The 1,088-nt window shown below is 66.1% G+C and carries 2 protein-coding genes; both read right to left on the bottom strand.

The genetic code is table 11. The annotated features are described in order from the left end of the window. On the bottom strand, positions 1–464 hold a 464-nt coding region (locus VFZ66_22045; GenBank protein ID HEX6291883.1), incomplete at its 3' end, for a tripartite tricarboxylate transporter permease. Continuing rightward, entirely contained in the window at positions 461–928 is a 468-nt protein-coding gene (locus tag VFZ66_22040) for a hypothetical protein (GenBank protein ID HEX6291882.1), read from the bottom strand. The genes VFZ66_22045 and VFZ66_22040, both read right to left, overlap by 4 nt. Positions 929–1,088 lie beyond the last annotated feature (160 nt).

The raw sequence follows: 1,088 nt of genomic DNA, 5'->3' as shown, positions 1-1,088 counted from the left end.
ATGAGCGTGAGGCCGAACAGCATCACCACCACCATCTCGACCGAACGCAGGTAAAGCCCGATCTGGGACAGCCAGGGCAGCAGCGCGATCGTCGCGAGCGTCGTGAGGAGGCCGCCAAACACCGATGCCGTGAAGCACAGCACCAGCGCCTGCTGCGCCTGGCCCTTCTGCGTCATCGGGTATCCGTCAAGCGTGGTCGCCGCGGCGCCGCCCGAGCCCGGAATGCGCACCAGGATGGCCGGGATGCCGCCCGCCAGATGGTTTGCGCAGTAGAGCGAGATCATGAATGCCATCGCCTGCTCCACCGGCACGGCGAGCGTCAGCGGCAGCAGCATGATGAGCGTGTTCTGCGGGCTGAAGCCGGGCAGGATGCCGACCACGATGCCGAGCAGAATCGCCGGCAGGATGATCCACCAGAGCCCGAACTGCGCGCCAAACTGCTCCAGCACGAACTGCCAGCTCAAGACAGCAGCCTCTCGAGGGGGCCGTGCGGGATATCCGACTGCAGGAGCACCACGAACAGGAGATAGGCGGCCCCGGCGACTGCCAGCGGCACGATCAAGAGCGTCTTGCCGCGCGCGCCCATGATCCAGAGCGCGGCGAACAACGCGAGCAGCAGGCCGAGCGTGAGCCCGAGCCAGTTCAGCGACGCGATGAAGGCAATCGTGATCAGCACCACGCCGACGCGCTTGACCAGCGCATCGCGCGGCTCCCAAAGCGGACTGAAAGACAGGTCCGCGCGGCGCTTGACAACGTCAATCGCGATGCGGATCAGCTGGAGCGCGACCAGCGCGATGAGCACGCCGCCGATCACCACGCCGTTCGCCTTCGCCTCCCACGCGAGATCCGCGATCGAGATGAAGAAGTACACGGCGAAGCCCAGCGCCAGCGCCGGGATGACCAGGTCGGCGCCCTGGGGCTTTTTCACGCCGGCTGCTAGCCCTTCTTCGCGGTCAGCAGGGTCCGGTATTCGTTGGCCAGCTCCACCATCCCGTTCGCGTATTCCGTGCACAGCTTGCGGTCACCGAACTGGATGGTCTCCACCGGAGCGCCGGTCTTCGCGTACTCCTCGCGGTACTTGGGGTTGT

This window comes from Herpetosiphonaceae bacterium (assembly GCA_036374795.1).
GTDB lineage: Bacteria > Chloroflexota > Chloroflexia > Chloroflexales > Kallotenuaceae > LB3-1.
Note: the sequence above shows the minus strand (reverse complement) of the source record. Positions and strands in the feature narration are given on the sequence as shown.